Origin of the sequence: Methylobacterium brachiatum, from assembly GCF_020523825.1 — a bacterium.
Taxonomy (GTDB): domain Bacteria; phylum Pseudomonadota; class Alphaproteobacteria; order Rhizobiales; family Beijerinckiaceae; genus Methylobacterium; species Methylobacterium brachiatum.
Window position 1 is genome coordinate 22,344 of the sequence record NZ_JAJALK010000002.1, and the last position, 24,142, is coordinate 46,485.

The window sequence follows — 24,142 nt, forward strand, 5'->3', positions numbered from 1 at the left end:
GTTTCGGTCCGTCGCGGGAGCTCGCCCTGGCGGTCAGTGTCGGCCTGACCGGGAACTCGACCGCGCCGCGGGTCCGAAACCCCTATCCCTGCTGATTCCTGTTGGGCGGATCGTCCTGATCCGGGTCGGCATCACGCCGCCTGCCTGGGAAGATACCGTGATTGCTCATGGTTCACCTCCAGTTCGTAACCCGGAGCGCACCGGCTCCGTGGGGGGTCAATGAGCCGGCAACGGTGTGGTTCCCATGCAAGTCAGGGGGACGTGCATCGGCGCTGCATGCCCCGGTGTTTCGGCCCCTGCACTTGGCGCATCCAATCCCGTCATTGAGCGCAGCGAAGCAATGACGGTTTGGATCAACCGCGCCCCGAGCCCGCCCCGTCCAGCAGCTCCGAGACCCGGCTCGCCAGGTCGGCGGAGCGGAACGGCTTGGTCAGCACCGGGAGGTCGTCCGGGATCTGCATCGCCTCGGCATGGCCGGTGAGGATCAGCACCGGCAGGCTGGGGTCGCGGACGCGGATCTCGGCGGCGAGCTCGATGCCGCTCATGCCCGGCATGGCGAGGTCGGCGACGATCAGGTCGAAGCGCCCGGGCGCGAAGGAGCGCAGCGCGGCCTCGCCGTCGCCGGCCTCGGTGGCGTCGTGGCCGAAGCCCGCCAGGAACGAGGCGGTGACGTGCCGGACCTGGGCGTCGTCGTCGACCACCAGGATCCGCGCCGGCCGGGCCGCCACCGGCACATCGCCCGGCGCGCGCGTCGGCTGCTGGGGCGCCTCGGCCGCGAAGGGGAGGGCGAGCTCGACCCGGGTGCCCCGGCCGACCTCGCTCTCGATGGCGAGCCGACCCTTCGATTGCTGGGCGAGGCCGAACACCATGGCGAGCCCGAGACCGGTGCCCTGGCCCACCGCCTTGGTGGTGAAGAACGGCTCGCAGACCCGGCGCAGGATCTCGTCCGGGATGCCGGTGCCCTCGTCGGAGACGCTGACGCCGAGATAGGAGCCGTCGGCGATCTCCGGGTCGCCCGCGATGTCGAGGCGCCGCGTCGCCACCGTGATGGTGCCGCCGTCGGGCATCGCGTCCCGAGCGTTGATGCACAGGTTGAGCACCGCGAGTTCGAGCTGGTCCGGATCGACCTGGACGGCGGGCAGCCCGGCTGTCAGCTCCGTGCGGACGCTGACCAGGCCGCCGAGGCTGCGGCCGAACAGGTCGCTCATCCCGCCGATCAAGGCGTTGACGTCAGTGGCCCGCGCCTGGAGGTCGTGGGCGCGGCTGAAGCTCAGGAGTCGCTTGGTCAGGGAGGCGCCGCGCTCGGCCGCGCCGCGGGCGTTCTCGATCAGGCGCTGCACCCGGGGCTGCTCGGCGACCTTGGGAGCGGCGAGTTCCAGGCTGCCGAGGATCGCGGTCAGAAGGTTGTTGAAATCGTGCGCGATGCCGCCGGCCAGGGTGCCGAGCGCCTGCATCTTGTCGGATTGGCGCAGCCGCGCCTCCAGGGTCCGCTGCTCGGTCACGTCCCGCTCGATCACCGCGAGGTGGCTGACCGCGCCGCCGGCGTCGCGGATCGGCACCCGGGTGACGTGGCTCCACAGCTCGGCGCCGGTCGGGCCCTCGCTGGTCAGGCTCTCGGCCACCGTGCCGGAGCGGATCGCGGCGGCATCGGCCTCGGCCACGGTGCCGCCCTTCGCGCCGAGCAGGTCGCCCTCGCGCTGCCCGATGCAGCTGAAGACGTCCCGGCCGAGCAGGGTCGCCTTGCGGGCGTTGAGCCGCACGAACCGCCCGTCCGCATCCTTGAAGCTGATCGCATCCTGGGCGTGGTCGAGCAGCCCGCGCAGCAGCGCCCGCTCGGTGGCGAGGTCCCGGCCCAAACGGTGGCGCTCGAAGGCCTGCCGGACGGTCGAGCGCAGCAGGCTCGCGTCCCAGGGCTTGGTGACGTAGCCGACGATGCCGCCGCGGTTGAGCGCGGCGATCACCGCGGTGATGTCGGCATAGCCCGTGAGCAGGATCGCCTGCGCGTCGTGGAAGGCGCGGGCCTCGGCCAGCAGCGCGTCGCCGGTGAGGCCGGGCATGCGCTGGTCCGACAGCACCACGGCGATGTCGGGCTCGGCGTGCAGGATCTCGAGCGCCTCGTTCGGGTTCGAGGTGGTCAGCACCCGGTAGGAATCCTCGAACAGGTCCTCCAGGGCGATCAGGATATCCGGCTCGTCATCGACGGCCAGGATGGTCCCGCGGGGGCCATCGAACCCGGCCTCCTGAGCGTGGTGCGAATGCGTCTCTGTCACCGAACCGGTGTCCACTGCAGCGGGGAATGCTCGTCCGACCGTGCCTTCACTCATGCGCTGGCCGCCTGCCGCGGAATCCCGATCACGAAGCAGGCTCCCCCGTCCGGCGCCGCCTCCACGGTGAGCGAGCCGCTATGCGCCTGAACGACGCTGTAGGCAATCGCAAGACCCAGGCCGGTGCCTGAACCCACCGGCTTTGTTGTGAAGAATGGCTCGAATATCTTCTCACGCAGGTCTTCCGGGATACCAGGACCAGTATCGCTGATGCGAATCTCGTCGACCTCCGGTGTTGATAGGGTGTTGATCCGGATAATGCCACCCTCCGGCATGGCGTCGGCGGCGTTGCCGAGGATGTTCATCACCACCTGGTTGAGCAGCGCCGGGGTGCAGTGGATCTCGGGCCGGCCGGCGAAGCTGCGCTCCACGGCGATCCGGTCGCCGAGCTTGTGCTGGATCAGCGCCAGCACGGTCTCGATCGCCTCGGGCACGTTGACCAGCGCCCGCTCGCCCTCGTCGAGGCGGGAGAACTTGCGCAGGTTGAGCACGAGATCCTGGATCCGGGTCAGACCCATCCGCATGGAGCCGACCCGCTGGCGGGCCTTGTCGAGGGCGCGGGTGGCGGCCTCCGGGGCGGCGTTCGGCAGCTCGTTGAGCAGGCGCTCGACCGTGCCCTGGTGCGCCAGGATGAAGGCCAGGGGGTTGTTGATCTCGTGGGCGATGCCGGCGACCAGCTCGCCCAGCGAAGCCATCTTGGCGGCCTGGACCAGCTTGGCCTGGGCCTCGGTGATCTGCCGGTTGGCGTCGGCGAGGTCGCGGTTGGCCCGCTCCAGGGCGTCGGCGAGGCGGGCACGCGCCTCGGAGGCCTCGGCCTCGGCGCGGGCCCGCTCCACCGCCCGCTCGCGCTCGCCGAACTGGCCGGCGATGCGGCGGTCATCCTCCTCCAGCAGGCGCCGGCGGACGAAGCCGCGCACGCGCAAGGCCAGGACCTCGGCATCGGTCTTCGAGACCACGTCGTCGGCGCCGGCCGCGAAGGCCTCCACCAGGAAATCCTTGGCCGGGTCGCTGCCGGCGATGCCGACGAGGTGGAAGCCGGCGCCGGCCGCCTGGCCGGAGCGGCGCTGGCTGATCGCCCGGCACAGGGTCAGGCCGTCATAGGCGTGGCCGAGCAGGTCGACGGTCACGCAGTCGAACGCATCCTCGGCGACCCCGTCGAGGGCGTTAAGCGCCGCCTCCGGCCCGTCGGCGGTGGCGACGTGGTGGCCCTCCTGCCCGAGGAGGCCCGCCAGGAAGGTCCGGTAGGTGAGGCTGCCGTCGATCACCAGGATCCGGCCGCGCCGGAACGCGGCGGCGCCCGGCCCCTCGCCGTCGCCCGACGCCCGGCGCTCGCGCAGCAGGGCGCGGATGCGCAGGATCATCAGGTCGCGGTCGGCGGATTTCGGCAGGTAGGCGTCGGCGCCGCTCTCGAGGCCCTTCCGCTCGCCGCCGCCGCCGCCGGTGAGCATCAGGACCGGCAGGGCGCGGGTGCGCAGGGACAGGCGCATCTGCCGGATCAGCTCGTCACCGTCCATGCCGGGCAGGTGGTAATCGGCCACCACGAGGTCGGGCTGGGTGCGGTTGAGATGATCGAGGGCGGCCTCGGCCGAGGGGCAGCGCTCCACCGCGAAGCCGTGGGCCTCCAGGAGGAGGCGCAGCTCCAGGGCCTGCGTCTCCGAATCCTCGACCAGCAGGATCCGGGCGGGCCCATCCTGGGCGCCGGCCTCGCTCCGGCTCACGGCCGCGCCCCGGGATCGGCGAGCCGCAGGACGTGGTCGCCGATCCGGTCCAGCGGCAGGATCGTGCGGGCGGCGCCGAGCCGCACCGCCGCGGCCGGCATGCCGTAGACCACCGCGGTGCTCTCGTGCTCGGCGACCGTCTGGGCGCCGGCCCGGTGCATGTCGGCGAGCCCGACGGCCCCGTCCTCGCCCATGCCGGTGAGCAGCACGCCGATCCCCGCGGCGCCGGCCTGGCGGGCGAGGGAGCGGAACAGCACGGTGGCGGCCGGGCGCTGGCCGGAGACGGGCTCGGTGTCGACCACCCGCAGCACGCGGCCCGATCCGAGCTCGAGATGGCGGTCGCCGGGCGCCACGTAGACGCGGCCGGGCTCGGCCCGCTCGCCGTCCTGCGCCAGGGAGACCGGCAGGGCCACGACGCTGTCGAGCCAGTTCGCGAACCCCTCCATGAAGGCCGCGCCCATATGCTGGACCACGAGCACCGGCAGCGGGAAGGTCTTGGGCAGTGTGCCGATCACCCGGGCGAGCGCCGGCGGGCCGCCCGTGGAGGCCGCGATCGCCAGCAGGCTCGGGGCCTGCCCGGCCAGGTCGGCCGGCGCCGCGAAGGATCCCGAGAAGGCGGCCAGGCTGTTCCGGCCGGCCCATTCGGTGCCGATCGGGCGCCGCCGGATCACCGGGACCTGGGCCATGATCCGCAGCTGGGTGCAGATCTCGCCGGCCACCGCCTCGTAGCCGGCATGGGTGGTGGCCACGGGCTTCTCGACCACCGACAGGGCGCCGGCGCGCAGGGCGTTCATCGAGATCCGCAGGGAGGAATCCTCCACCGAATCGGCGATCACGACGATCGGGGTGGGCTGCTCGGCCATGATCCGGCGCGTGGTCTCGAGACCGTCGATGCCGGGCAGGCGGATATCCATCGAGATCACGTCGGGCCGCACCGTCTGGAGGGTGCCCAGCGCCTCCTCGCCGGAGGCCACCGCGGCGACCAGTTCGAGCCGGGGATCGCGCGAGACGATGTAGCGCAGCAATTCGCGCACGACGAGGCTGTCCTCGACCAGCATCACCCGCACGGGCGTCATAGCAGTTGCCCGATCGTGTCGAGCAGATGGCGCTGGTCGAATTTCTGCTTGGTCAGGTAGGCGTCCGCGCCGAGGTCGAGGCCCCGGGAGACGTCGGCGGCATCCCCGCGCGAGGTCATCAGGATCGTCGGCAGCCGGGCGAAGCGCGGGTCGGCGCGCAGCGCCTTCAGCAGGCCGAAGCCGTCCAGGCGCGGCATCTCCACGTCGGCGAGGACCAGATCGACGGGCTCGATCTCGGCGCGCAGCCGGTCGAGGGCGTCCTGACCGTCGACGCAGACGACCACGCGGTAGCCGGCGGCTTCCAAGATGCCCTTCTCCAAGGTCCGGGTGGTGATCGAATCGTCGACGACCAGGATGGTCGCCCGCGCGGTGGCGCGCTGTGAGGTCGTCGAACGTGGAGCCTGCGCCATCGTTCCGGCCGACAGGCCCGCAGATGTCGCACTCGCCCGCGCGGCGAGCCCCTCCGGGTCGAGCACCAGCACCGGCACGTCGCCGGGCAGCACCGCGGTGCCGGCGATCAGGTCCGGATCGGACCCGAAGGACGGCGCCGGCAGGACCAGCAGCGCCCGGACATCGTGCAGGCGCTCGACCCCCAGCGCCAGGCGGCCGCCGCCGGCCCGGAGCAGCACCGCGATCAGGATCGCCGGATCCTGGCCGGCGGCATCCGGGGCGGCGGGCGCCTGGCCCAGGATCTCGGCGAGATCAGTGACCGGGTGGTTGGTGGCCGCCTTGCCGTCGCCGACCCGCAGGATCGTCCGGCCCATCGCCACCGGCAAGGCGGCTCGGTCGAGCCGCAACAGGCGCTCCACGGCGCCCCCCGGCAGGGCGTAGGTCCGGCCACCCGCTTCGACCAGCAGCAGGCTGCGCCGCGCCGCCGAGAGCGGCAGGCTGAAGACCAGGGCGGTGCCGGCGGGCTCGCGCGGCTCCAGGCGGACGCTGCCGAGGAGCTGGCGGGCCGCGTCGGCGGCGACCGACAGGCCGTAGCCGCGTCCCGACAGGGTATCGACCGCCTCCGCGGTGGAGAAGCCGGGCTCGAAGACGAGGCGCAGCAGGGTCTCGGGATCGTCGGCCTCCCCGGGGGCGAGCAGGCCGCGGGCGCGGGCGGTGGAAGCGATCCGGGCCAGGTCCGGCCCCGGCCCGTCATCCGCGACGGTGACCTGCAGGCGCGAGCCGCGCACGGCCACCTCCAGCCCGAGCCGCAGGGCCTCGGGCTTGCCGGCGGCGCGGCGGATCTCCGGGCTTTGCCAGCCATGGCTGAGGGCGTTGCGCAGGGCGTGGAGCAGCGGGTCCTTCAGGGCCTGGAGCAGGCCGCGCTCCACCGGCAGGTCGAGGCCGCGCAGGTCGAGATCGACGTCGCGGCCCTGCTCCCGGGCGGTCTCGCGGATCGAGCGGGCGAGGGGGCCGAGCACGGTCTCGGCCGGCACCAGGGCGAGGCGCTCGGCCTCGGTGCGGACCCGGAAGGCCGCGCCCTCGATCGCGCTGGTCGCCGCGGCCTGGCGGCGGGACAGCTCGGCGGCCTCCCGGGCGAAGCCGCCGAGACGGGCGGCCAGCGCCCGCAGCGCCGGGGCTTCCGCGTCGGATTTCGCGGCCAGCGCCTCGGCGCCGACGCGCATGTCCCGGGCGAGCCGGGCGAGGCGCGCCAGACCCTCGGCGGCGGGCGCCTGCGCCGCCAGGGTGCTGGTCAGGTCGTGGCTCGCCCGGGCCAGAGCCTCCACGGCCTCACCGGGCACGCGCAGGATCGCGGCGCCGGATTCGGCGGGCTCGGGGGGCGGCGCGGGGGTCGGCGCAGCGGGGGTGGGCGCGGCGGGGGTGGGCGCGGCGAAGGCGGGCGGCGCCTCGGGGGGCGGAGCAGTCGGCGGTGCGGCGTCCCCCGGGGCCTCCCCGGGCAGGCCGAGGCATTGCCCTAAAGCCGTCAGGGCGTCGGCCGGCATGTCCGGCCCGGCGCCGTCCTGGAGGCCGGCGACGTAGGTCTCGATCCGGTCGAGGGCGAGGTGGACCGCGTTGGCTGCCTCGCGGTCGAGGGCGCGCGCGCCGGTGCGGACCCGCTCGAACAGGGTCTCCAGCCGGTGGGCGACCGCCTCCACGGGGGGCAGGTCGACGGCCCGGGCGGCGCCCTTCAGGCTGTGGGCGCGGCGGAACACGTCGTTCCAGTCCGGGGTCGCGCTCCCGAGCGCGGCCCGGATCGCCGTGACGTGCTCGCGGTGCTCGACGTCGAAGGCGGCGAGGAGGAGTTGGCGGATATCGGCGGCCAAGACGGCGCCCGCCCTCAATGCCGGTAGCGTTCGGCCAGGGCCATGAGGGCCTGGGCGAGTTCGGTGAGGTTGGCCGAGGCCGCCTCGACCTCGCGGGTGCCGGCCGCCGTCTGCTGGCTGGCCTGGCGGATGTTCTGCAGCGCCCCCATCACCTGCTCGATGCCGAGCTGCTGCTGGTTGGTCGAGGCCACGATCTGCTGGAAGGTCTGGACGTTCTCCTCGACCCGCGCCGTGATCTCCTCGATCGTCCGCTGCGTCGTGTCCGAGCGCGTCTTGCCGGCCGCCGCCCGCTTCACCGCCTCCTCGGTGAGCATCACCGAGGTGTTGATGCCCCGCTGGATCTCGCCCAAAATCCCCCGGACCTGACCCGTGGCCGCCTTGGCCTGGTCGGCCAGAAGCTTCATCTCCGAGGCCACCACCGCGAAGCTGCGCCCGCTCTCGCCGGCCGCGGCCGCCTCGATGGCGGCGTTGAGCGCCAGAAGATGCGTGCGCTCCGAGATGTCGTTGACCGTCTCGATGATGTCGCCAATCGTCTGGGTCTTCTCCGACAGGCTGACGATGTTGCCGGCCACGGCCTCGGCCTGCTCGCGGATCGCGTCCATCGCCTTGGCGGTGTCGGAGACCGCGCGCAAACCCTGGCGGGAGGTCTGGGCGGTGGCCTGGGCGGTGGCGATCACCTCGGTGGCGCGCTTGCCGATCTGGGCGCCGGAATGGGTGATCTCGTCCACCGTGGCGGCGGTCTCCTGGACGGCGGCGAATTGCTCCTCCACCGAGGCCGCCTGCTGCTGGGCCGAGGCACGGATCTCGGCGGCGGCGGCGTTGAGGTCGGCGGTGGCGGCGCGGTTCGTCCGGGCGAGATCGGACAGGCCGTCCACCATCGCGTCGAGCGTGCGCCCCAGGCGCGCGATCTCGTCGCCGCCGCGCATGTCGAGCTTGCCCGAGAGGTCGCCGGAGCCGACCCGCTCGACGAAGGCCATGACGGTCTCCAGCGGGTGCACCACGGCGCGGCGGATCATCCAGGTGACCAGCATCGCCAGCAGGACCGCCGCGGCGAGGGTCAGGTAGATCGACAGGCGCGAGCGCTCGTAGACCTCGTGGGCGGCGCGCTGCCCCAGGGCCATGCCGCCGTCGAGCAGGGTGCGCAGGTTGGTGATGCCGCCCAGGAACGGCGCCTGCAGGCGGCTGATCTCGTCGTTGCGGGCCTCGACTCCGGCCACATCCTGCTGGGCGATGGCGGCGAACTGCGCCTCGCTCGCGGTCCGGACATCCCGGAACGAGCGCTGCACCTCGGCCGCCGCCGCGGCGATCCGGTCCCAGACGGCGTTGCGCTGGGCCGAGATCGAGAGCGTCCGGTACTCGCCGGCGAGCTGCATCGTGGTGGCCAGCGCGCTCTCGACCTGGGCCGCGGTCCGGCGCCACGCCGCCACGTTGTCGTCGGTGCGCGCCGGGCGGCCCTGGGCCTGCGACAGCAGCGCGATCACGGCGTTGCGGCGCAGGAGCCCGAGATCCCGGGCCTGGTTGCCGAGGTCGTCGAGCTGGCGCAGCACCGACATGTCGCGCCGGACGATGGCGTCGGTCGTGTCGCGGACCGCCCCGATCTGCTCGAGGGCGTAGAAGCCCAGGGCCACGATCACCACCGTGACGGCGACGAAGCCGAGGAGGATGCGTCTTCCGATCGAGAACGTCACGGTCGGGGCTGGCTCCGGTGATGGGGCGCGGGGGCGCGGACCTGAACAGTTAGGGCAGCACGCGACGCAGGAGGCGGGGCAGGTCGACGACGACGAAATCCGGTCGGCCGCCGCCGGCCGAAGCGGGGGCATAGCCCGAAGCGGCGGCGTTGCCCAACCCGGCGGGGTCGGCCGCCTCCGCCATCCCTGCGGCAGACGGTCCCGCCGCGGCGGCGATCCCCAGCACCCGGTCGACCGCCAGCGCCACGGGCTGGGTCTGGCTGCCGCGCAGCACCACGAGATGCCCGGCCTCGCCCTCGGCCTCGGGCGGCGCTTCCGGCCGGCCGAGCGCCCGGGCGAGGCCGAGGACGCCGACGATCCGGCCCGAGAGGGCGATCAGGCCCAGCAGCGCCGGCACCGCCCCGGGCATCGGCGTGAACGGGCGCATCGGCAGCACGTGCGCGACCGCCGCGAGGGGAATCCCGTAGCGCTCGGTCCCGCAGGCGCAGACGAGGTGGTCGATGCCGGTCTCGGGTCCCGCGGCGGCCTGGCTGCGCCGGGCCAGGGACGCGGCGCGCTCGGCCCGGATGTCCCGCGCGGTTCTCGGCTTCGTCGCCTGCTCCGGTGCGCTTATGCGCGCGTCCATCAGGGCCTCCCGGTTCCGCCATCCGCACCGAGCCCGGCGCGGGCCGCGGCCGCGCCGGCGGCGATCTCGCCCGCCGCGGCGCCGTCGCCCTCGAGCAGGAGGGTGTTCGGCCCGAGGGCTTGGCTGAGCGCGATGGCGTTGTCGAGAGCGCGGGCCGCCGCCTCGGGGCGGCCGAGCGCGATCAGCAGCAGCCCGAGATGGTAATGGGCCATCACGAAGCCCCGGTCGAGATAGAGCGCCGCCCGCAGGGCCCGCTCGGCCTCGACGTCCCGGCCGAGGGTGCGGGCGAGAAGCCCCTCGTAGAAGCGCAGGGCCGGATCGGTCGGGTCCCGCGCCAGGGCGTCGCGCAGCACCCGCCAGGCGGCGCCGGTCTCCCCGGCATCGGCGAGCGCACGGATGCGCGCGAGGTCGTCCGCCGGCGTCTCGCCGTCGCCCAGGTCGAGGCTCGGCAGGAAAGCGGGCCGTGGCGGGGCGAGGATCGTCGCCACCGCGCTCTCGACGGGCTCGTCCGGCTCGTCCGCCTCGTGAATGCGCGGCGCCGACCAGGCCGGCTCGAGCGCCGGCGGGACCGGCCGGGGCGCCAGCGTCGGCACCGCGTCGGCCAGGCGCCGATAGGCGACGGTCCCGGGCAGGCTGACCGGGTCGAGGAAGCCGGAGAAGGTCGGGTTGGGCTCGGCATGGCCGAGCAGCATCCAGCCGTCCGGCCGGAGGCGGCGACCGAGGCCGCGCACCACCGCGGCCACCGTCTCGGCCTCGAAATAGATCAGCACGTTGCGGCACAGGATCAGGTCGAAGCCCTCGCCCGGCGGGACCTTGGGCTCGACCAGGCTCAGGAGGTTGCCGCGCTCGAACCGCACCAGCGCGCGGTATTCCGGCCGCAGGGCGAAGCCGCCCTCGCGCCGGATCCCGGGGGCGGGGGGCAGGCGCGTGAAGTAGCGCAGGCGGTCCTCCGGCGGCATGGTCCGGAGCGCCCAGCGCCCGTACTCGGCCGCCCGGGCGGTCGCCAGCGCCTCGACGCTGATATCGGTGCCGAGGATCACGATCCGCCAGTCGGGCAGGGCATCGCCCAGGGCCTCGCGCACCAGGATCGCCAGGGAATAGGGCTCGGCCCCGGTCGAGCATCCCGCGCTCCAGATCCGCAGGGTGCGGTCGTGGCGATGCGCCGCGATCAGCGCCGGCAGGATCGTCTCGCGCAGGGCCTGGAACTGCTCGGCGTAGCGGAAGAAGAAGGTCTCGCCGACCGTGATCTCGGCCTCGAGATTGGCCCATTCCGCCTCGCCCCGGGACCGGTCGGCCAGCAGGGCGCTGTAGGCGGCGCAATCGGCGATCGCGGTGGCCCGGAAGCGCCGGTGCAGGCGCTCGGCCAGGAGCTCGTCCTTGTCGATGTAATAATGATGGCCGGTGCGCGCGATGATCCGCGCCTTCAGCGCGGCATAGGCCGGGTCGCCACCCGGATCGGGGCGGGAAGGAACGAAGCGCGGCATCGCCGATCACGCGGACGGGGGCAGGGCGGCCAGGCGCTCGGCCGCCGCCCGGGTCAGCGCCGCGACCCGTTCCCGCTCCTGCGCGGTCAGCAGGCTCTCGGGGGAGAGGGCGTGGACGAGCCGGTCGCCGATCACGAGCTCGGCCGCCACGCAGCCGTTGAGCGTCCCGGCCTCCTCGGCCGGCCGGATCGCGCCCTCGGGCACGATCACCAGATCGGCGGCGCGGTCGACCAGATAGGCGACCGCATCGTCCCGGGTGAGCACCAGATGCGCGTAGAGGCCGGGCCGGGTGGCGGCCGGGCGCAGGCCGAGGAGCGGCGCCAGATCGATCACCGGGATTGGCGCGCCGCCGAGATTGAGGAAGCCGGCGAGCCAGCCGCCGGTCGCCGGGGGATTGTGCAGGTCCGGCAGCGGCAGGATCTCGGAGACGGCCGCGCGCGGCAGGGCGCAGGGCGTGCCGGCGATGTCGAGGAGCAGATAGGCCGAACCGCTGCTGGCCAAAGCCGCCCCCTCCCGTACGCATCGCGGCCCCGCCGGGACAGGCCGCGCAATAGGCCCCCGCCCCCCGGCAGGCAATGACCCGATCCCGGCATCCAACACCGGATCGCGGCGCCAGGGAACCATGTCTCCCCTCAGCCGCTTATTTTCCGACGCAGCGGCAAAGCCCAGACGACGGGCGACGCCTCGCCTGCGACTGTCTACGCCAGGGATTGATCATGAGGAAACTTCTGTTGGCCGCCGCGTCGCTGACGCTGCTCGCGGGCTCCGCCTACGCCCAGGGCAACGCGCCCTACAACAATTCCGGCGCACAGGCCGGTGGTCCCCGTGGCGGCCTGGAGCGCGCCGGCGAAGCCGCCGCGATGGAGCAGGGCGCCGCCCCGGCCCAGCGTCCGGTCATGCGCAAGCGCATGAAGCACAAGCGGATGATGAAGCATCATCGCCGGTCGCGTCACCACCAGATGTGAGCAGCCCGGGCGCGCCGCCAAGCGGCGTCACCGGCTCGATCAGGCCTGCCGCAGCCGCGGCAGGCTTTTTTGTTGGGTTTTCCGGTCGCGGCCTACGGCGGTCGCACAGCCGGCTCTGCAGGTCGCGACGCGCCCCTCCCGCGCGGGCCAGCGGGTTCTCCACATCGTTTCGGCATCAAGCGCTTGCGGCGCCATGCTCTTCCTCTCCCCTTGCGGGCTACGATATTCACACATCGCTGCCGGACGCGAACCAAGGCCAACCCCAGACGCGCCTCCCTCCCCCTCTGTGGGGGAGGGTGGGCCGGCCGTCAGGCCGGGTCGGGAGAGGGGCCAGGGGTGGCGCAGGCGGCATCGCTGCGCCACTTCCGCCCCCCAACCTCCAGCTCCTTCCCGCAAGCCGGAGGAGCGCGTGTTCCACCTTTCGTCACGACCTGCGCATGTCCGCGCCCCTGCGGGACAGACGACCCGCACCGCGACCGGCAGCGTGCGAGTTCGGTCACCCCAATGGAGCGGGCCTTCGCCACCCCCGCGACCTGTGCGCATCCGATCCGCCGCGTGCCCAACCCGGTTGCCCGGCCGCCCCGGCGGGTTCACTCTCGTGCGAAAGCCGACCACCCCACAGAATGTTCGCAAACGAACATCCCCGCGCCGGACGGGCCGGGGAACGCCAGGAGTCTCGATGTCACGACCGCTCGACCGGAGATCCGAGGACAGGGTCGAGGCCACCGGGGTCGAGGCGCGGCGCAGCGCCATCGTGGCGGCCGTGCGCCAGCGGGGCTTCGTCACGATCGAGGCCCTGGCCGCGCAGTTCGGCGTCACCGTCCAGACGATCCGGCGGGACCTGAACGAGCTGAGCGCCGAGGGCCGGCTCGAGCGTTACCGGGGCGGCGGCGGGTTGCCGTCGAGCGTCGAGAACATCGACTATGCCGACCGGCGGGTGACGCTCCTGCCGGAGAAGACCCGGATCGGCCGGTTGGCGGCCAGCCGGATCCCGTCGCATTGCTCGGTCTTCGTCAATATCGGCACGACCCCCGAGGCGGTCGCCCGGGAATTGACCCGTCACGACGACCTCAGCGTCATCACCAACAACCTCAACGTCGCCCTCTCCCTGGCTGAGGCCACGGAATTTCACATCGTCGTCGCGGGCGGCACCGTGCGCAACCGCGACGGCGCGGTGCTCGGCCAGCTCACCTGCGACACGCTCAGCCAGTTCCGGGTGGACGTGGCGGTGATCGGCATCAGCGGCATCGATGCCGACGGCGCGCTGCTCGACTACGATTACGAGGAGGTGCGGGCGACGCAGACCATCCTGGCCCATGCCCGCAAGACCTTCCTGGTCGCCGACCACACCAAGTTCACCCGACGGCCGATGGTGCAGGTCGGGCGGCTGGATCAGGTGGATACCTTCTTCACCGACCGGATGCCGCCGCCCGAGATCGTCGCGATGATCGAGCGCCAGGGGGTCACCCTGGCGGTGGCCGACGACGAACCGTAACGAACATGCGTTTTTTCGCTTGCGAAAATCGGCAGGCGGCTCAATATGTCCTGAACCTGCCATTCAGGGCGGGAGAGGAGGAACAATGCCGGCTGCACCGCGCCAGCACACGCCGTCCGACGCCTACGATCTCCTGGTCATCGGCGGCGGCATCAACGGCACCGGAATCGCGCGCGATGCGGCGGGCCGCGGCCTGTCGGTCCTGCTGGCCGAGCGCGGGGACCTGGCCGGCTTCACCTCCTCGTCCTCTACGAAGCTGATCCACGGCGGGCTGCGCTACCTCGAATATTACGAGTTCCGTCTGGTCCGCGAGGCCCTGGCCGAGCGCGAGCGGCTGCTGCGCCAGGCGCCCCACGTGATCTGGCCCCTGCGCTTCGTGCTCCCTCACGACGAGGGCCTGCGCCCGGCCTGGATGCTGCGGCTCGGCCTGTTCCTGTACGACCACCTCGCGCGGCTGCGGACCCTGCCGGGCTCGAAGTCGGTGGACCTGCGCACTTCGCCCTTCGGCGCGCCGCTGCAGAAGCGGCTGACCAAGGGCTTCGTCTATTCGGATTGCTGGGTCGAGGACAGCCGCCTGGTCGTGCTCAACGCCATGGATGCCCGCGAGCGCGGCGCCACGGTCCTCACCCGCACCGGCGTCGTCTCGGCACGGCGCGAGGGTGAGGGCTGGGTCGCGACCTTGCGCGACGAGCGCACCGGGACCGAGCGGACGATCCGGGCCAAGGCCGTGGTCAACGCCGCCGGCCCCTGGGTCAGCGCGACGCTGGGCGGCACGCTCGGCATCAACAGCCGCGCGGCGGTCCGCCTGATCAAGGGCAGCCACATCGTGGTCAAGCGCCTGTTCCCGGGCGACCAAGCCTATATCCTGCAGCAGCCCGACAAGCGGATCATCTTCGCGATCCCCTACGAGCGCGACTTCACGCTGATCGGCACCACCGACGTGCCCTATGACGGCGAGCCCGGCCCGGTCTCGATCTCCCCGGAGGAGACCGATTACCTCTGCGGCTGCATCAACCGCTCGTTCGACACCCGCATCACCCCGGCCGACGTGGTCTGGAGCTATTCGGGCGTGCGCCCGCTCTACGACGACGCGGCCGAGAACGCCTCCGCGGTGACCCGCGACTACGTCCTCGACGTGGAGGACCAGGGCGGCAAGGCGGCGGTGCTGTCGGTGTTCGGCGGCAAGATCACCACCTACCGGCGTCTGGCCGAGCACGCGATCGAGAAGCTCAAGCCGTTCTTCCCGGGCCTCAAGCCGGCCTGGACCGGCGATGCGGTCCTGCCCGGCGGCGCCATGCCGGACGCGGATTTCGACCAGTTCCTGGCCAAGCTCCAGGCGGAGAAGCCGTTCCTGCCCGTCGAGACCGCGCGGCGCCTCGCCCGGGCCTACGGGACCAAGGCCCGCGAGATCGTCGGGACCGCGCAGTCGATGGCGGATCTCGGCGAGGCGTTCGACGGCGGCCTGACCGCGGCCGAGGTCGATTATCTGCGCGTCGCGGAATGGGCGGTCACCGCCGAGGACATCCTCTGGCGCCGCTCGAAGCTCGGCCTTCGCACCAGCCCGGAGAGCGCCGCGCGCCTGTCCGCCTACCTCGACCGCAGGGCCGAGGCCGCATGATTGTGTCGAACCCGAGCCGGCGCGAGACCGGTCGGGCCTAACCAGGGAGGGAACGATGAGCCGTTACGTCGGGGCCATCGACCAGGGCACCACGAGCAGTCGCTTCATGGTGTTCGATCGTGAGGGCAGCGTCATCGCGCTGGCCCAGGCCGAGCACGCGCAGATCTATCCGGCCCCTGGCCATGTCGAGCACGACGCCGCCGAGATCTGGACCAAGACCCAGGCCGTGATGCGCGAGGCCCTGGACAAGGCCGGCCTCCAGCCCACCGACCTCGCGGCGGTCGGCATCACCAACCAGCGCGAGACCACGCTGATCTGGGACCGGCGCACCGGCAAGCCGCTCCACAACGCCCTGGTCTGGCAGGATACCCGCAACGACCGGCTGGTGGCCGAGTTCGCCCGGGACGGCGGCCGCGACCGGTTCCGCGACCTCACCGGCCTGCCGCTGGCGAGCTATTTTTCCGGGCTGAAGCTGCGCTGGCTGCTCGACCATGTCGAGGGCGCCCGGGAGCGGGCCGAGGCCGGCGACGTGCTGTTCGGCAACATCGACACCTGGCTGGTCTGGAACCTCACCGGCGGCACCGAGGGCGGGCTGCACGTCACCGATGTGACCAATGCCAGCCGCACGCAGCTGATGTCGTTGAAGTCCCTGGAATGGGACGACGGCATGCTGGCGACCTTCGGCATCCCGAAGGCGATGCTGCCAAAAATCGTCTCGTCGAGCGAGGTCTACGGCGAGACCAAGGCGCCGTTCGCGGGCGTGCCGATCGCCGGCATCCTGGGCGACCAGCAGGCGGCCCTGTTCGGCCAGACCTGCTTCAGTCCGGGCGAGGCCAAGAACACCTACGGCACCGGCTGCTTCGCGCTGATGAACACCGGCACCGAGCCGGTCCCGTCCAAGGCCGGCCTGGTCACGACCCTGGCCTACCGGCTCGACGGCGAGAAGCCGGCCTACGCCCTGGAGGGCTCGATCGCCATCACCGGCGCCCTGGTGCAGTGGCTGCGCGACAACCTCCACATGATCAAGGATTCGGCCGAGGTCGAGACGCTGGCCACCACGGTCGAGGACAATGGCGGCGTCTACTTCGTGCCGGCCTTCTCGGGCCTCTACGCGCCGCACTGGAACGAGGGCGCCCGCGGGCTGATCATCGGCCTCACCCGCTACGTCAACCGCGGCCACATCGCCCGCTCGGTGCTGGAGGCGACCGCCTTCCAGACCCACGAGGTGCTGGACGCGATGGCCAAGGATTCCGGGATCCCCGTCAAGGAGTTGCGCGCCGACGGCGGCATGGTCGCCAACAACACGCTGATGCAGTTCCAGGCCGACATGCTCGACGTGCCGGTGGTGCGCCCGAAGGTCTCCGAGACCACGGCGCTCGGGGCCGCCTACGCGGCGGGCCTCGCGGTCGGCTACTGGAAGGGCCTCGACGACCTCAAGCGCAACTGGGGCGTCGACAAGCGCTGGACCCCGAAGATGGATGCCGGCCAGCGCGAGAAGATCGCCGCCGCCTGGGGCCGGGCGGTGCAGCGCTCCTTCGACTGGAAGCTCGACGAGGATTGAGGGGGCGCCTTCGGGCCGGATCACGCCCACCCGCGATCTCATCCCGCGGTGCTGCGCAACAGCCTCGGAGGAGGGCTCCTTCGAGGCCTCCGCTCCGGCGCCTCAGGATGCGCGAAGAGATCGGAAGGCCGACAAAGATCGACAACCACATCAAAGACTTAGACGCTCGAACAAGCTGTAAAGCCTTACAATAAACAGCAAACGGGGGAGATAGACCATGACGTCGCCATTCCTGGGTGAATTCCTCGGTACGATGACGCTGATCGTGCTGGGAGACGGCGTCGTCGCCGGCGCCCTGCTCAAGCGGTCCAAGGGTGAGGGCGCCGGCTGGATCGCCATCACGGCCGGCTGGGCCTTCGGGGTTCTCGCCGGGATCTTCGTCGCCACCGCCACCGGCAGCCCGGACGCGCATCTCAACCCCGCCGTAACCGTGGCGGGCGCCGTCGGCTCCGGGGATTTCTCGAAGCTCTGGGTCTACATCCCGGCCCAGATGCTCGGCGCCTTCGCGGGCGCGGCGATCGTCTGGCTGCACTACCTGCCGCACTGGGCGGCGACGCCCGAGCCGGATCTCAAGCTCGCCTGCTTCTGCACCGGGCCGGCGATCCGCGACGCCAAGGCCAACTGGACCTCGGAGATCATCGCCACCTTCTTCCTGATCCTGACCATCTCGGCGCTGGTGACCAACACGCTCGGCGCCTCCGGGGCGATCCCGCGCGGGGTCGCGCCCTACATGGTCGGCATGCTGGTCTGGGGCATCGGCCTCTCGCTCGGCGGCACCACCGGCTACGCGATCAACCCCGCCCGCGACCTCGGGCCGCGCATCGCCCACGCGGTCCTGCCGATCGCCGGCAAGGGCTCGTCCGACTGGGGCTACGCGCTCGTCCCGGTGGGCGGCCCGGTGATCGGGGCCGTGCTGGCGGGGCTGCTGGTGCGGGCGCTCGGGATCTGAGGCCGCGGGCACCTGCGTTCCGAAGACCCTTCCGGCACGCGAGGCCGGCATGATCTGAAGCAGCGTGGGCGCCGGACACGCTCCAGCGTCCGCCGCCTAGGAACCGGCGGGCGCGGGAACGCCGGATTACTCTGGCTCCGACTCAGGCCGGCGGCACTCCGGATGCTGCGGGCTCGCGGCAGCGATGGATCCGGAGATCACCGGCAGGCCCGCAAACCGCTCCGACGGGCAGAGACGCACCGGTATGCGCTCGGCCTCCGAGATCCCGAACGTGCTGCCATCCGTCAAAACGGGGCCTCTCTCGATCAGATAGGCCGCCAGCATTTCCGTCCGCGCCATCAAAAGCTTCAGGTCGCCTGCCGCGCTGATGAGCTCCAGCTCGCGGTCGACGAATTTGCGCAGCCCCTGCGTGACGATGCCGACGCCGCCGGTCCGCGCATCGCGAAAAGGATGGATGCCCACCCAGAGCGGGACCGGAAAACGCGGGTATGGCGCGAAGGCGTCTTTGCCCATTTCGGCCCAGAACTGTGGCGGCTGGGCGACCTCCGCATCCCAGACGACGCCGAGAGAATCCGGTGCGAGGCTGAGCAGCGCGTCGACGATGGCGGTCGTCATGCGAGCCGCCGGGAGCAGATGCTCTTGCTGGCCCATGATCGTCACGAACAGGTGCGCAGTGCTCTCCCGAAATGCCGCGCCGGCGCCGGGCCACAAGATCGAGGCCCGTGCGATCAGATGCTCATCGATCGGCAATGGAGCCTCGATCGACATGACGGCGACGAGGCGGCCTGAGCACTTCAGGAGCGGACTCGGTCGCGCATCGGCACCCGTCGGTGAGCTGCCCGTGCCCACACCCTCGACGTCGAGGTCTGGATAACGCTGACGCAGCACGGTTACCAGCTGCGCCAAGTCCGGCGAGATCGGCCTTTTCAGCAGAATATAGGCAAGCGGCCCAGCCATCAATTCTACCTTATAGATCTTGATTGATACTTGATTAGCGCATTGCACCACGTCAATAACGTTTTGCAAAACTCCCGATCACCGGCGATTCTCCCGTTCCTCGCCACGCCACAGGGTGGAGATGAGAGGCCCGGACCCGTGCTGCCGTCGGCCATGGGCAGCGTCGGCGACGCGTTTCGCGTTTGGGCCGAGCGAGACGACGATCGGCTTGACCCTGCCCAGCGCGATGGCGATCCGGCCCGTCGGGCCGAGCCGCGGCATCACGTCCGGCCGGGCATTCACCGGTCGTGGAAAACTAGCACATGGTCCGGGCAACGGGATCCGGGACGGTGTGCTAGGTCTCCGCCCCGACATCCCTCTCAACGGGAACCGGGGGGTGTCGCGCCGCAGCGTCGCGGCGGTTTGCGGGCGGCGGGCAGAACCTCTAGATCAGTCCCCAGTGACCGACTGCGCCTCCGGGCGCCTCCCCGCGGTGTGGCAGCCCCCGACCCATGGCCGTCGTCCTCGACATCCTGAAGAACGATCCGCGCTCGGCGCGCCTGCGCCATCCCGAGAAGGCGCACCGGCCGGACCAGCCCGTCCAGGCCAAGAAGCCGGACTGGATCCGGGTCAAGGCGCCGGGCTCCAAGGCCTGGACCGAGACCCAGAAGATCGTCCGCGAGCACGGCCTCGTCACGGTCTGCGAGGAAGCCGGCTGCCCCAATATCGGCGAGTGCTGGGAGAAGCGGCACGCCACCTTCATGATCATGGGCGATACCTGCACGCGGGCCTGCGCCTTCTGCAACGTCCGCACCGGCCTGCCCGACGCCCTCGATCAGCACGAGCCGGAGAAGATCGGCGACTCGGTGGCCAAGCTCGGCCTGCACCACGTCGTGATCACCTCGGTGGACCGGGACGACCTGAAGGATGGCGGCGCGCAGCATTTCGCCCGGACCATCGCGGCGATCCGCAACGCGAGCCCCGGCACCACGGTGGAGATCCTGACCCCCGACTTCCTGCGCAAGGACGGGGCCCTCGAAGTCGTGGTCGCGGCCAAGCCCGACGTGTTTAACCACAACCTCGAGACGGTGCCGGCCAAGTACCTGACGGTGCGGCCCGGCGCCCGCTACTTCCACTCGGTGCGCCTGCTGCAGCGGGTGAAGGAGCTCGACCCGTCGATCTTCACCAAGTCCGGCATCATGGTCGGGCTCGGCGAGGAGCGGAACGAGGTGCTCCAGCTCATGGACGACCTGCGCTCGGCCGATGTCGACTTCCTGACCATCGGCCAGTACCTGCAGCCGTCGAAGAAGCACCACGAGGTCGTGCGCTTCATTCCGCCCGACGAGTTCAAGACCTACGAGACCACCGCCTACGCCAAGGGCTTCCTGCTGGTCTCGGCCACGCCCCTGACCCGCTCGTCGCACCATGCCGGCGAGGATTTCGCGCGGCTGCAGGCGGCCCGCCTCGCCAAGCTGTCGCCCGCGCTCTCGGCCTGAGAAAGTCCCGACACCGATGCCGTCTTTCCGGGTTACCCGTGCGGTGCGGCATTCGCCGCAGCAGATGTACGATCTTGTGGCCGATGTGGAGCGCTATCCCGAGTTCCTGCCGCTGTGCGAATCCCTGCGGGTGATCCGCCGCCAGGACATGCCGGAGGGCGGGCAGGTGCTGATCGCCGAGATGGGCGTCGGCTACAAGGCGATCCGCGAGCGCTTCACCACGCGGGTCAGCCTGGATCCGGACAACCGCAAGATCGTGGCCGAGTATATCGACGGCCCGTTCCGCCATCTGGAGAACCGCTGGCTGTTCAAGGAGGCGCCGGACGGCGGCTGCACCGTCGACTTCTTCATCACCTACGAGTTCAAGAGCCGGACGCTGGGCCTCCTGATGGGCACGATGTTCGACCGCGCCTTCCGCAAGTTCACCGACGCCTTCGAGGGACGGGCGGACCGGATGTACGGCACCGCCTGAGGGGGCTTTCGGTCGAGCGCGTCCGTCATCGCGCGCGCAGCGAGCTGACTCAGGGCTGCGTGCGGTCCCGGACCGTGGCGCTTCCCCGGTTTGCTCCGCTGCGCGCAAGGATGGGCCCGGCCCCGAAGGGATCCGGTCGCCTCGCCCGAGATGAGCCTCCGATCGCCTAGGTCGGGTGACCGAGTTGACAGCGTTGCGGCCTCACCGCCGGCGTTGCGCCAATATTGCACAGCTTGCGGCGCAGGCGCGGAACGACAGCATCTGCCCATGCACTGCCTTCAATCTCACTATATCGCCCGATAAAACCACGGCCGCCTGCAAGTCGTACGCAGGACAGCGCCGTCGCGGCACTCAGCTTTACAGCTTCTTGGGAGCGTGCCAGCAAAACGCATCGGGATCCAATTGATTCCGTCGTTTTACTGACACTTTCAGGAATTGATCATGACGTACAGGAAGGCGGTGCTCGCCATTCCTCTGACGACGGCTGCCCTGATCACGCTGACGGCCTGCAACAGCACCGGCACGGCTTCGGGGGCGGCCCCGGCGGCGGCCGGTGCCAGCGCCGCGCCGGTCGCCCTGGCCGAGGACCGCTTCAGCCCGTCCTTCATCCACGCCCATCTCAAGGTCAGGCGCACCACGGTCGATCAGGTGCTGGCGCTGTACGGCCCTCCGGCGAGCCGGGACAACGTCGCCTCCCCGTCGGGGGATCGCAGCGTCATGACCTATATCCGGCCCGAGGCGGTCAAGGGCGGGGTCGGCGAAACGCTGGGCGCCATCGCGTCCCTGACCCCACTGGGGTCGTCGGCAGGCGAGGCCCTCTACCATGCCGGCGGCGCGGTCGACGGTGTCGAGAGCATCGCCGCCGCCTCCGCGGCCTCGTCCGCCAAGGCCCGGGGCGCCGGCAACAAGCTGGAGCTGGTCTTCGTGAACGGCCGCCTGGCCGACTGGCGCCTGCTGTAGCGCCGCGCCGCGGGGTGCGCGATCAGGCCCGGGCCGGAGCGGCGACATGCTCCGGCCGCACGCCCATCCCGATCATCCGGGCGGGCAGGGCCTGAAGGAACGGCAGCCGGTCGAGGATGCGCAGGGCCAGGGGCGCCCGGAACGGGGCGTCGGCCTTGAGCGCGGTGGCGATCACCCGGGCCTGGATCACCCGCTGCAGCATCTGGGTCGCCCGGACCGGGAACATCCGCCGAGCCTGGACGCGGGCGAGGTCGGCCTCGGTCACGCGCCCCGCCCGCAGGGGCTCGGCCAGGATGTTGGCCGCCGCCACCGCGTCTTGGATCGCCAGGTTGATGCCGACCCCGCCCACCGGCGACATGGCGTGGGCGGCATCGCCGATGCAGAGCAGGCCGGGGCGATGCCAGCGCGCCAGCCGATCGACGGTCACGGTGAGGAGCTTCACCGCATCCCAATCGGCGATGGATTCGGTGCGGTCGGCCAGGAACGGCGCGATCTCGGCCACCGTCGCCCGGAAGGCCGGCAGTCCCTTGGCGCGGAGCGCCGCGTCGCCGCCCTTCGGGACCACGTAGGCGCATTGCCAGGCGTCGCCCCGGTCCAGCGTGATCAGGATGCGCCCCGGGCCGAACCGCCCGGCCGCCGCCTCCGGGTCGCCGTCCCGGCGCGGCAGGCGGAACCACAGCACGTCGATCGGCGCCCCGAAGGCCCGGGGCGCGAATCCGGCAAGCGCGCGCATCCGCGAATGGCGGCCGTCGGCGCAGAGCACGAGGTCGGACCGGATCTGCACCGGCCCGTCCGGCCCCTCGGCCCGCACGCCCACGACATGGCCCCCGTCTTCGATGAGGTCGTGGGCCTCGGTCCTGCGGATCAATCGAAACCCCGGATAGCCGGACGCTTCACCGGCCAAAAAGTCCAAAAAATCCCATTGCGGCATGAAGGACAGGAAGCGGTTGCGGGTCGGCAGCCGGCTGAAATCCGCGACCCGGTAGCTCCGGTCATTCACGACGCCCGAGAAGGTCTCGACTCGCCGCTGGGGCAGGGCGCGGAACCGCTCGGCGAGGCCGAGCTCGTCCATCAGGTCGAGGGTGGAGGGGTGGATCGTGTCGCCGCGGAAGTCGCGCAGGAAATCGGCGTGCTTCTCCAGCACCGTGACGGCGATCCCGGCCCGGGCGAAGAGCAGGCCGGCCATCATCCCGGCCGGGCCGCCGCCGACGATGCAGAGCTGGGTCTTCAGGCCGTCCATCGAGCCCTCCGCACCTGATCAGTCGACGAGTGCCCCTTCGAGCAAGCCGAGCGCGTCCGCGACCGCCGCGCGGCGGATCGCGCCGCGGCCGAGGTCGCCGTAGCGTCGTTCCAGGTGGCGGCGCCCGCCTTCGCGCAGGGCGAGCCCGAAATGGACCAGCCCGACCGGCTTCTCGGCGCTGCCGCCGCCGGGGCCGGCGATGCCGGTGATCGCCACCGCGACCGTGGCGCGCGAGGCGGCCAGCGCCCCGCAGGCCATCGCCCGGCCGACCTCCTCGCTGACGGCGCCGTGCCGGCGGATCAGGTCCATCGGCACCCCGATCGCCTCCGCCTTGGCCTCGTTCGAGTAGGTGACGTAGCCGCGCTCCACCACCGCCGAGGAGCCCGGCACCGCGGTGAGCAGCCCCGCCACCAGCCCGCCGGTGCAGGATTCGGCCGTGACGATGGTGCGTCCGGCCTCGGCATAGGCGGCGACCAGCGCCGCGGCGCGGTCGAGAAGCTCCGTGTCGTCGATCATGCGCGAGGCTCGCCCTGGGCCGGAGCGCCCTATCTCGTGTTGTGACCCAAGCCCGGCCCCGGCTCAAGGACCGGCGCCCACACCGGAGACCCCAACCCGATGATCTTCCCCGCGACCACGGCTGTCTACGCCGCGCTGCTCGCCCTCGTGTATCTCGGCCTGTCCGGCTGGGTGATGGGTTCTCGCGTCTCCGGCAACGTCCTGTTCGGCGACGGCGGCGACGAATCCATGCTCAAGCGGGTCCGCTCGCACGCCAACTTTTCCGAATACGTCCCGCTGGCGCTGATCCTGGTCGGCCTCCTGGAAGCCGGCGGCGGCAGCCACGGCCTCGTCCAGGGGCTGCTGATCGCCCTGCTGGTCGGCCGCATCCTGCACCCGATCGGCATGTTCGCCGCGCCCAACTCCCCCCGCCAATTCGCCTGCCGGGGCGGCGGCATCCTGCTGACGCTGGCCGTGCTCGCCATCGCGGCGATCGCGCTGCTGCTGCGGACGGCGTGATTCGTTTTTTGGATGGGGCGGCCGTCATCGAACGGTGCGTTCGTGGCCTCCGACAGGGGTGCTCAGGGCATGATGGGCGCCCATCAAACCAATCCCCTCATCTGAGGTGCCGTCGCGAAGCGGAGGCCTCGAAGGAGGCCTCCAGCCGGCCGCGCGCTCCCTGGAGGGCTCCTGCGAGGCTCGCTGCGCTCGCACCTCAGGATGAGGGCAGGGGGGATAGACCCGATGTCGTGCGCCAGCCCGCGCAGCTGGCTGACCGATCGCTTTTT

20 protein-coding genes are annotated in these 24,142 nt (G+C 71.6%); 9 read left to right on the top strand and 11 right to left on the bottom strand.

Going from position 1 to position 24,142, the window contains the following annotated elements:
* Positions 1–353: 353 nt before the first annotated feature.
* From LGR69_RS03820 to LGR69_RS03855, 8 genes are read right to left on the bottom strand one after another with little or no spacing between them, the layout of a single operon-like run.
* Positions 354–2,324: a response regulator gene (locus LGR69_RS03820; RefSeq protein ID WP_230365235.1), complete on the bottom strand. Its 1,971-nt coding sequence runs from the start codon at positions 2,322–2,324 to the stop codon at positions 354–356.
* Positions 2,321–4,042 carry a response regulator gene (locus LGR69_RS03825; RefSeq protein WP_091865357.1) on the bottom strand — a complete coding sequence of 574 codons (1,722 nt, stop codon included), beginning with the start codon at positions 4,040–4,042 and terminating at the stop codon, positions 2,321–2,323. The genes LGR69_RS03820 and LGR69_RS03825 overlap by 4 nt, the downstream gene beginning before the upstream one ends.
* Positions 4,039–5,118 carry a chemotaxis-specific protein-glutamate methyltransferase CheB gene (gene cheB, locus LGR69_RS03830; protein ID WP_230365236.1) on the bottom strand — a complete coding sequence of 360 codons (1,080 nt, stop codon included), beginning with the start codon at positions 5,116–5,118 and terminating at the stop codon, positions 4,039–4,041. The genes LGR69_RS03825 and cheB overlap by 4 nt, the downstream gene beginning before the upstream one ends.
* The gene (locus LGR69_RS03835; RefSeq protein WP_230365237.1) at positions 5,115–7,370 is read right to left on the bottom strand and encodes a hybrid sensor histidine kinase/response regulator; all 2,256 of its coding nucleotides are present in this window, start codon (positions 7,368–7,370) and stop codon (positions 5,115–5,117) included. Before LGR69_RS03835 ends, cheB begins: the two co-directional genes overlap by 4 nt.
* A 14-nt stretch (positions 7,371–7,384) precedes the next feature.
* Positions 7,385–9,058 carry a methyl-accepting chemotaxis protein gene (locus tag LGR69_RS03840; protein WP_230365238.1) on the bottom strand — a complete coding sequence of 558 codons (1,674 nt, stop codon included), beginning with the start codon at positions 9,056–9,058 and terminating at the stop codon, positions 7,385–7,387.
* A gap of 49 nt (positions 9,059–9,107) precedes the next feature.
* Positions 9,108–9,683 carry a chemotaxis protein CheW gene (locus LGR69_RS03845; protein WP_230365239.1) on the bottom strand — a complete coding sequence of 192 codons (576 nt, stop codon included), beginning with the start codon at positions 9,681–9,683 and terminating at the stop codon, positions 9,108–9,110.
* Positions 9,683–11,167 carry a CheR family methyltransferase gene (locus LGR69_RS03850; RefSeq protein WP_230365240.1) on the bottom strand — a complete coding sequence of 495 codons (1,485 nt, stop codon included), beginning with the start codon at positions 11,165–11,167 and terminating at the stop codon, positions 9,683–9,685. The genes LGR69_RS03845 and LGR69_RS03850 overlap by 1 nt, the downstream gene beginning before the upstream one ends.
* A 6-nt stretch (positions 11,168–11,173) precedes the next feature.
* On the bottom strand, positions 11,174–11,668 hold the full coding sequence (locus tag LGR69_RS03855; RefSeq protein ID WP_230365241.1) for a chemotaxis protein CheW: 495 nt from the start codon (positions 11,666–11,668) through the stop codon (positions 11,174–11,176).
* Between the two features lie 215 nt (positions 11,669–11,883).
* On the opposite strand from LGR69_RS03855, the gene LGR69_RS03860 reads away from it, so the two are divergent.
* The 5 genes from LGR69_RS03860 to LGR69_RS03880 all read left to right on the top strand — a co-directional run bounded on the left by LGR69_RS03860 (position 11,884) and on the right by LGR69_RS03880 (position 17,755).
* On the top strand, positions 11,884–12,132 hold the full coding sequence (locus LGR69_RS03860; RefSeq protein WP_007562963.1) for a hypothetical protein: 249 nt from the start codon (positions 11,884–11,886) through the stop codon (positions 12,130–12,132).
* Positions 12,133–12,811: 679 nt separating this feature from the next.
* Positions 12,812–13,627: a DeoR/GlpR family DNA-binding transcription regulator gene (locus LGR69_RS03865; RefSeq protein ID WP_007562961.1), complete on the top strand. Its 816-nt coding sequence runs from the start codon at positions 12,812–12,814 to the stop codon at positions 13,625–13,627.
* A gap of 85 nt (positions 13,628–13,712) precedes the next feature.
* Complete coding sequence (gene glpD / locus LGR69_RS03870; RefSeq protein ID WP_230365242.1) at positions 13,713–15,245, top strand: glycerol-3-phosphate dehydrogenase; 1,533 nt, start codon at positions 13,713–13,715, stop codon at positions 15,243–15,245.
* Between the two features lie 55 nt (positions 15,246–15,300).
* A complete protein-coding gene (gene glpK, locus LGR69_RS03875; protein WP_007562957.1) occupies positions 15,301–16,806 on the top strand; it encodes a glycerol kinase GlpK in 1,506 nt (501 codons plus the stop codon).
* Positions 16,807–17,023: 217 nt separating this feature from the next.
* Positions 17,024–17,755: an MIP/aquaporin family protein gene (locus LGR69_RS03880; protein WP_091865534.1), complete on the top strand. Its 732-nt coding sequence runs from the start codon at positions 17,024–17,026 to the stop codon at positions 17,753–17,755.
* A 126-nt stretch (positions 17,756–17,881) separates the two neighbouring features.
* Here LGR69_RS03880 and LGR69_RS03885 read toward each other — a convergent pair whose 3' ends face one another.
* Positions 17,882–18,781, bottom strand: a complete 900-nt coding sequence (locus LGR69_RS03885) for a DUF4261 domain-containing protein (protein WP_230365243.1) — start codon at positions 18,779–18,781, stop codon at positions 17,882–17,884.
* A 422-nt stretch (positions 18,782–19,203) separates the two neighbouring features.
* Between LGR69_RS03885 and lipA the strand changes: the two genes are divergently transcribed.
* The 3 genes from lipA (at position 19,204) to LGR69_RS03900 (ending at position 21,619) form a co-directional block, all read left to right on the top strand.
* Positions 19,204–20,187 carry a lipoyl synthase gene (gene lipA / locus LGR69_RS03890; protein ID WP_007562952.1) on the top strand — a complete coding sequence of 328 codons (984 nt, stop codon included), beginning with the start codon at positions 19,204–19,206 and terminating at the stop codon, positions 20,185–20,187.
* 16 nt (positions 20,188–20,203) lie between these two features.
* Positions 20,204–20,659: a type II toxin-antitoxin system RatA family toxin gene (locus LGR69_RS03895; protein WP_007562951.1), complete on the top strand. Its 456-nt coding sequence runs from the start codon at positions 20,204–20,206 to the stop codon at positions 20,657–20,659.
* Positions 20,660–21,100: 441 nt separating this feature from the next.
* Positions 21,101–21,619: a hypothetical protein gene (locus tag LGR69_RS03900; RefSeq protein WP_007562948.1), complete on the top strand. Its 519-nt coding sequence runs from the start codon at positions 21,101–21,103 to the stop codon at positions 21,617–21,619.
* A 22-nt stretch (positions 21,620–21,641) separates the two neighbouring features.
* Here LGR69_RS03900 and LGR69_RS03905 read toward each other — a convergent pair whose 3' ends face one another.
* Complete coding sequence (locus tag LGR69_RS03905; protein WP_230365244.1) at positions 21,642–22,859, bottom strand: FAD-dependent oxidoreductase; 1,218 nt, start codon at positions 22,857–22,859, stop codon at positions 21,642–21,644.
* Between the two features lie 18 nt (positions 22,860–22,877).
* A complete protein-coding gene (locus LGR69_RS03910) occupies positions 22,878–23,375 on the bottom strand; it encodes a CinA family protein (protein ID WP_007562944.1) in 498 nt (165 codons plus the stop codon).
* Between the two features lie 99 nt (positions 23,376–23,474).
* Here LGR69_RS03910 and LGR69_RS03915 point away from each other — a divergent pair, with 99 nt between their 5' ends.
* Complete coding sequence (locus LGR69_RS03915; protein ID WP_007562942.1) at positions 23,475–23,873, top strand: MAPEG family protein; 399 nt, start codon at positions 23,475–23,477, stop codon at positions 23,871–23,873.
* Positions 23,874–24,142 lie beyond the last annotated feature (269 nt).

Bases quoted from the DNA above. Each gene is read 5' to 3' on its own strand.
- LGR69_RS03850 (WP_230365240.1), bottom strand. From the start codon at position 11,167: ATGCCGCGCTTCGTTCCTTCCCGCCCCGATCCGGGTGGCGACCCGGCC.
- glpK (WP_007562957.1), top strand. From the start codon at position 15,301: ATGAGCCGTTACGTCGGGGCCATCGACCAGGGCACCACGAGCAGTCGC.
- LGR69_RS03915 (WP_007562942.1), top strand. From the start codon at position 23,475: ATGATCTTCCCCGCGACCACGGCTGTCTACGCCGCGCTGCTCGCCCTC.
- LGR69_RS03880 (WP_091865534.1), top strand. From the start codon at position 17,024: ATGACGTCGCCATTCCTGGGTGAATTCCTCGGTACGATGACGCTGATC.
- LGR69_RS03895 (WP_007562951.1), top strand. From the start codon at position 20,204: ATGCCGTCTTTCCGGGTTACCCGTGCGGTGCGGCATTCGCCGCAGCAG.
- LGR69_RS03910 (WP_007562944.1), bottom strand. From the start codon at position 23,375: ATGATCGACGACACGGAGCTTCTCGACCGCGCCGCGGCGCTGGTCGCC.
- LGR69_RS03865 (WP_007562961.1), top strand. From the start codon at position 12,812: ATGTCACGACCGCTCGACCGGAGATCCGAGGACAGGGTCGAGGCCACC.
- LGR69_RS03905 (WP_230365244.1), bottom strand. From the start codon at position 22,859: ATGGACGGCCTGAAGACCCAGCTCTGCATCGTCGGCGGCGGCCCGGCC.
- LGR69_RS03900 (WP_007562948.1), top strand. From the start codon at position 21,101: ATGACGTACAGGAAGGCGGTGCTCGCCATTCCTCTGACGACGGCTGCC.
- LGR69_RS03860 (WP_007562963.1), top strand. From the start codon at position 11,884: ATGAGGAAACTTCTGTTGGCCGCCGCGTCGCTGACGCTGCTCGCGGGC.
- LGR69_RS03820 (WP_230365235.1), bottom strand. From the start codon at position 2,324: ATGAGTGAAGGCACGGTCGGACGAGCATTCCCCGCTGCAGTGGACACC.
- lipA (WP_007562952.1), top strand. From the start codon at position 19,204: ATGGCCGTCGTCCTCGACATCCTGAAGAACGATCCGCGCTCGGCGCGC.
- cheB (WP_230365236.1), bottom strand. From the start codon at position 5,118: ATGACGCCCGTGCGGGTGATGCTGGTCGAGGACAGCCTCGTCGTGCGC.
- LGR69_RS03845 (WP_230365239.1), bottom strand. From the start codon at position 9,683: ATGGACGCGCGCATAAGCGCACCGGAGCAGGCGACGAAGCCGAGAACC.
- glpD (WP_230365242.1), top strand. From the start codon at position 13,713: ATGCCGGCTGCACCGCGCCAGCACACGCCGTCCGACGCCTACGATCTC.